Origin of the sequence: Moorena sp. SIO4E2 (assembly GCF_010671945.1) — a bacterium.
GTDB lineage: Bacteria > Cyanobacteriota > Cyanobacteriia > Cyanobacteriales > Coleofasciculaceae > Moorena > Moorena producens.
On record NZ_JAAHIE010000433.1, the window covers coordinates 1 to 6377 of the forward strand.

The 6377-nt window shown below is 40.2% G+C and carries 4 protein-coding genes and 1 pseudogene; all 5 read right to left on the reverse strand.

Going from position 1 to position 6377, the window contains the following annotated elements; translation table 11 throughout:
- Nucleotides 1-176: 176 nt before the first annotated feature.
- The gene (locus F6K37_RS29595) at nucleotides 177-1481 is read right to left on the reverse strand and encodes an oligosaccharide flippase family protein (RefSeq protein WP_287254048.1); all 1305 of its coding nucleotides are present in this window, start codon (nucleotides 1479-1481) and stop codon (nucleotides 177-179) included.
- 250 nt (nucleotides 1482-1731) lie between these two features.
- Nucleotides 1732-2622: a sulfotransferase domain-containing protein gene (locus tag F6K37_RS29600; protein WP_287254050.1), complete on the reverse strand. Its 891-nt coding sequence runs from the start codon at nucleotides 2620-2622 to the stop codon at nucleotides 1732-1734.
- A 617-nt stretch (nucleotides 2623-3239) separates the two neighbouring features.
- Complete coding sequence (locus tag F6K37_RS29605; RefSeq protein WP_287254051.1) at nucleotides 3240-4334, reverse strand: glycosyltransferase family 2 protein; 1095 nt, start codon at nucleotides 4332-4334, stop codon at nucleotides 3240-3242.
- Nucleotides 4331-5578, reverse strand: a complete 1248-nt coding sequence (locus F6K37_RS29610; RefSeq protein ID WP_008179476.1) for an O-antigen ligase family protein — start codon at nucleotides 5576-5578, stop codon at nucleotides 4331-4333. Before F6K37_RS29610 ends, F6K37_RS29605 begins: the two co-directional genes overlap by 4 nt.
- A gap of 540 nt (nucleotides 5579-6118) precedes the next feature.
- Nucleotides 6119-6377, reverse strand: a pseudogene (locus F6K37_RS29615) (alkaline phosphatase family protein); the annotation flags it as partial.

The window sequence follows — 6377 nt, forward strand, 5'->3', positions numbered from 1 at the left end:
CTATGAGCAATTATAGCAGTCGCCAGGGTAATTAGGACATGACAAAAGTCTCAAACTACAGTTTGGCTTGAGTTTAACTTCTGACTTCTGACTTCTGACTTCTGACTTCTGCTATACCTATGAGCAATTACCCAAGAATGTTATGTTGCATCCCTCTTAGAGAAAGGGGATAAAGATTAATGTTCCGATTCTTGAAGGCGCTTGCTTCTAGTCACCTCTTGCCGATATAAGACAAACACTAATAGCCATAAGCTGAGCATCCTCAAGGAATCTGAGGTTAAACTTGACCAGGCAGCTCCCTTCCATGAATACAGAGGAATTAACCAAAGGTTTAACGAAAAGTTCAACAGAGCTGCCGTTACTTGTATGCTACTACGCAACCCTTGAAATCCAGCACCAGTTAGGGTGTCCGCCGCAAAAAACTGCATGGCTTTAAAAAACGGTATCGGTGCTAACCAACGTAAGGCATTGACTACCTCACTATAGTCTTCACCTATGATGTAGGGTACCATTGGAGCCGAGATAAACAACCCGATACCAGCAGCTATTCCGTACATACCAGCAATTGGTGATAGACGCTTGGACAGATTGAGACTTCCCCGGATGCCAGCGGCTCCCTTCTGAAAAAACTTGGCATAGGAAGCGGCTAACAGAGATTGTACAGGGACAAATGCCACATCAATTAAACGGTATGCAGCAGCATATATACCTGTAGCTTGTAATGTAGAAAGACGCGCCAGCATGGTTTTATCTACATTGTTGTTAACCGTTTCAGCACAAAGGTTGACAGAAAAGTAGAATCCCTGAAGCATCTCCGGCTTGATCTTTGATATTGCCAATTTAGGAGTTCCTAACATCCGATGTACCATCAGAAATCCAACCCCAGCTGCTATTGCTGTACTAGCCAGATATAAAGCTGCCCAAACTACAATATCTGATGTCTGAAAGAAGCTGACAAAACAAAGTGTTGCCACTAAGTTTTTTAGACTGAGTAAAAAATGAATCTGGGCGGTGTGCTTAAGCTGACTGACCGCGATAAATGCCTGACCAGCGGTGGCTAAAATTTTCAAAAAGAGTAAGTCAGACAAAAATACCAAAAATATTAGCAGGGGCGACGTTCCTTGAGGTAAAATAGCTGGAGCTATAAGCATAACTAAGGCAATTAGCACCAAACTAGAGGTAAAAACCATCAACAGCGCATTGCCCCAGTATTCCTTGAATAAGGCTCGGTTTCTAGAGACATTTTTAATTAAAACATCTCCACTCCCCCAGGTAGCAAAAGGTGATATAATCGCCGCTAAAGCCGTCAAACTAGCAAACAGACCATACTGTTGAGCACCGAGGGTACGAGCAATAATCACGAAATAGGCCGCTTGGACAATCATCTTCAGAAATTTAGCCAATAGCATCCACAAGGTGTTACGTACTAGGGATTTCTGAAATATGCCAATGAGCCTGGATTTGAGGGATTGAAAATTCATATCAAGTAGTTTGGATCATACCTTTTTGCTGCCAGGATTATCTGCCAAGTTGGTAACTGATCGAAAATCATCTCTGATTACCCAGACTAAGAAGACAATCAGCGAATTATTGGTATGACTTATACCAAGTTGCCATCGAAGATATTACTCTAAAAGTTAGCATCATAATATCTCTGAAGGCAACTTATATATTATCTGATTTATCCCTACTTATATGGCTAATTTTTTATTATCCTCACCCTTAGGCTGACTAGCTGCTTAATCCCACTAATTCTTTGCTGTGCCATGCCGATATCTCCCGCCTTAATAATTTGAAGAGCTTTTGATTGTCATTGGCATAGATAGTGTAGAGTTTTTGAATCGCTGATGGACTGGGGCGAAGCTTTTGGTGTTGTAAGGGTAAGCGCTGATCAACACGATTGATCAAGCCACGCATAAATGGGAAACTGGTTCCGAGATAACGAGCAATTGGTGAACTAGTGCTTTTATGGACTTTTTTAGACTTTTTACTAAAATCAAAGGAAGAATCTATCTCAAGGAATTCACAAACTTTTTTCAGAGAATCGTCTGAGTTTTGAGCAATGTCTTCTTCAAAGACTAGAATTAGCATTTGCTTAGGATCGAAGTAGTCATAGTAGCCTTGCAGTTGGCGATAATATCGTCCCATGTCGATGATGCCATAGCGCTCAACTAGGGGTTGTTGATCACCAACTAATAGTTCATCAAGGTCATCATTGAGAGATATAGCTCCATTTTTGATAAAGTGATTTATAGCAGCAATGGCTCGTTCAACTGGATTTCTTAGGACTACAATAAGCTTTGCTTCAGGCAATGTTTCGTAGATCAGCCGATGGGAATAGGGAATTTCTTCGAGGGGGTCATAGTAGACTTTACCCTGGGCATCAGGCAATGGATCGATCCATAAGTAATTAGGAGTTTTTTCTCCAATAACTTTTTCTCCATTAACATCAGCAAAATGGTTTTTATACCATTCAATACCTTGATTGAGATTATAGGTCTTATTAAAGTAATGAATCTCATTTCCAGGTATAAATACCTCAGGATGTTCCCTGATATTATGGGCTAACCAGGTAGTTCCAGCCTTTTGGGCTCCAATGATTAAAAAGTTCGGTAAAGTCACTAAAAACTCTCTCGTAATATCGAACTGCTATTTCGCCGTTGTTAATTATACCTAGATTAAAATCTATAAAACAATTGACTATATTGCTGATTATCCTAAGTAATTTAGCTGATTATCTCTACGCAAATTTAGGTATTAATACGGATAATTTTCCCTAACTAGAGAATAATTTGAGTAAGAAATCATGACCTTATTATATAAGACTATTAACTAGTATACTTTTGGGTAATTATTACTACCCAGCTCCTACCAATTATTTAAGATATATTAACCAGGAGTTAATCAGGGTAAACGCATCTAATTTGGTATAAATGGTAACAGACAAAAATATCATTAACTCAATTTTTTGGGTAAATTCCCATAAATCCCATCCTAAATCAGTTTTTTTGTTCAAAGTCAGCGGAAAATTCGTTGACTTTGAACAAAAATCAAAGTCGGATTTGCGTACGCAACCAGAATGTAGAGTACTCTCAAATCGACCTTGGATAACACGGCCAATAATTGAGAATAAATTGGGCTTATTGATAATAACCAGGGTGATTCTAGATTTTTGATACTATTGTTTACTTTTTAACTGTAAGTTTTGATACAAATTTCGATGCGTTTACCCTGAGGAGTTAATCCGTAACTTGTTGATAAGTCAAGATGCGTATAACTCTGCGGATTATTTTTGCTAGCCAGAGAATAATTTTAGGACGAGATGCTGAACTAAGGGGCCAATAAATTACTGGTTTTACAAGACTATAGGGCATTAGTCCTACCCACAGGAACCAATGACTCCAGAGTAGCTTCTTTTTCCAATTAAATTTAGAATATTTCCAGATTGAGCAATATCCTTTGTAAGCTAAGACTACAGGGGAATCAGAAGCAAAAGGATGATGGTGAGGATCTAGTCGTAAAGAAGCGATACGGTGAATCAAATGATTGGGGTCACGAAAGCTCAAATCCGGGCATACGTGATAGCCGAACTCAGTCGCCTTGCTTACTAAATAGTTATACTTGATAAAATCATGGTTGATAGACCGACGAAACCGTTCAATGGGAATGGTTCCCTTAGAAAAAGCCCACAAATTCTTCCCATGTTGTCGGTATGCCCCAAGGGGTTTTTCAATCGATACCACTTGCCCATAAAATGGGTTCAGGGTGACTAGATAACCATCAGCAGCTATGGTAAAATCAGATTCGGGTATAGGAAAAATTTGAGCTAGTGCTGACCGTGCAAAACTATTGCCACTGGTTACAGTACTGCTGTACTTTCCCTTCTCCAACAAAATTGGCCAAACGGTGCCACTATCAAATGTTATGTCTGGAGCTGGATGGATACCAATAAATTCACTAAGGGCATTGACCAACTCTAAACGATATTGCACCTGGACTACCCCTGGTTTCCAAACGGCGACCACTTCGGACACCGCATTAGGGAATAAGTAATCATCAGCATCTAAAAAAATTACAATCTCCCCACGGCTGACATAAAAACCGGCATTGAGCGCCGATGCTTGCCCACCATTTTTCTTGAGGATAGGAATAATTTGGTCACCGTAGCTAGTGATAATCTCCTGAGAGTTGTCAGTGGACTCATCATCCACCACAATTACTTCTGTATTTGGATAAGTCTGACTCAGGCTACTGTCAATCGCTTGAGGTAGAAACTGACCATAATTGTAGTTGTTGATGACAATGCTGACTAATAACTGAAAGTTTTCGTTCATTTCAATAGGTTTTGTTGTCGCTCTAATGGAATAAGCACCGAAAGAGCTACAGATGTGTATAGCACCCAAAAGATATTGTTTTGTATCATCACTGATGTCTCTGTGATATTGGCTAACACGGTATAGGTTAATAACAATAATGGCCAGAGATTCTCTGATGTTTTACTTACACGAAGCCAAGCAATAGCTCTTAGTAAACTAAAACTAAATCCAATTAGGTAGATTAATACTCCCAAGATTCCTAAAGCTAGCCATAGGTCGAGCAAGCCGTTGTGGGCGTTGGGAGCTGGCCACAATACTGCACGCCAGACATAGGCAGATTCACCATTCAAGCCATTCCAGAATGAACCATAGCCATAACCGAACCACGGCTGTTTCTCAATCATGTCCAACACGAAGGGCCATAGCTTTGTACGACCGGTTAAGGTAGCATCTTTACCGATTGCACCTAGCAAAGCGTCTGCATTATCTAGCAACCAGATTAAGACGCTGCCTCCGAATGTTGTCATGGCAAATATAGCCGGAATCAGTAAGTAATATCGCCACCGTAACATCCGGTATAGATATAGAGATAATAACATAATTATAAGACTAACCAGTGCAGTTTTTGAAGTTGTAAATAGTAAAAGAATTACGGCAAAGCCAAACCCCCCCCACAACAGTAAATTATTTTTTTTGCCCCGAATAGCTAGGAGCAAAAATACGACTGCACTGGGCACCATTACTTTGCCAAGAACATTTTTATGGACGTAGATTCCTCGCCAAGTTCCAGCATGAACTCCCCCCATAATCCCGTATTTCGGCAGAGCCACAATAAACAGAAAACTGAGCAATATTGCTACTCCGAACGCCCAACCCAGCATTTCTAGCTGTTCTTTCATGGTGTAGCGACTGGCGAGGTAAACACCAAACAAGGTTGTGCCAATTAGGGCAACAGCACGGTTGATAGTCGTTGTTGGTTCAGAAGACCAGAAAACAGATACTACTGCTATCCCCACCAACAGACTCAGCCACCTATCTTTACTGAGGACATAAAGTACCTTTTTCCACCGTAGTGTTAGGAGGAAAAAGGTAACGAGATAAATTAATACGAACAGCAATCTACTGAGGGAGGAATCAAATTCTTGTATGACATCCCCCTCACTTCTGCCTCCTGATAAAATTACAGTGAGTACTCCTCCTGAATAGAGCACCAAGGAAACAGTAGTGAAAATCGGTTCAAAAAATGCCAAAATTTTTCTCATGAACCTTGGTTTATAGCAAAAAATTGTAGGTATACTATTGTAGTCATAATGTTATATGCAAAAAGTTACTAATTCAGAACTTATATCATGTTTGGAGGCTTCTTTGTGGTATAATGAAACTAGCCATATAAATGTAGCAAGCTTGCTGGGGAAGGAATAGGCAAGTTTCGCCACGATTATGGCATTTCAAAACCATGATATTGCTTGACTTCACAGGTTTTTTAAACCCTGACCTAAGAGTAATAATACTCCTAAACTTGATATTAAGCAGTGATTATTTTCTACAAAAGCTTACTTTATACAAAAATTGTTTTAGTGAAAAGATAACCTGTATACAAAACCTGATCTAAATCTGCAAGTATAGGATTTCAATGGGTTAATCCTATACTTGCGAACTAGGGCAATGGATGGCATTGTTTCAAGTTAGTAGCATCTGGCCAGCTAAGAGTGCATCTACACCCTTAAACTTGCTGAATCTAAGAGGCTCAGGAATTACCCAGATAGGGAAATTAAACCCTATCCCTAGGGTTGATTTATATGTCAAGCTGAGATGGATAAAGTCGGACTAACTAGAGATTTGCCATCAAAGTAGTCAGGAATCGGTGCTCCCATCAAGGTCAAGATGGTTGGGGCTATATCTACAGGATGAGCCTCTGGCAAACTAGAACCTGGGGTAATTCCTGGTCCGCTTGCCATCAAAAAGCCTCTGGCTCGGTGACCACCAGGACGATTATAGGTAATTGGACCAATGCGTCCCACATCAGGACTATCCACTACATCTGTGGGACACTCGTGCCAT

Coding starts and splice junctions, on each gene's coding strand:
- F6K37_RS29595 (WP_287254048.1), bottom strand. CDS start 1,481: ATGAATTTTCAATCCCTCAAATCCAGGCTCATTGGCATATTTCAGAAA.
- F6K37_RS29605 (WP_287254051.1), bottom strand. CDS start 4,334: ATGAACGAAAACTTTCAGTTATTAGTCAGCATTGTCATCAACAACTAC.
- F6K37_RS29610 (WP_008179476.1), bottom strand. CDS start 5,578: ATGAGAAAAATTTTGGCATTTTTTGAACCGATTTTCACTACTGTTTCC.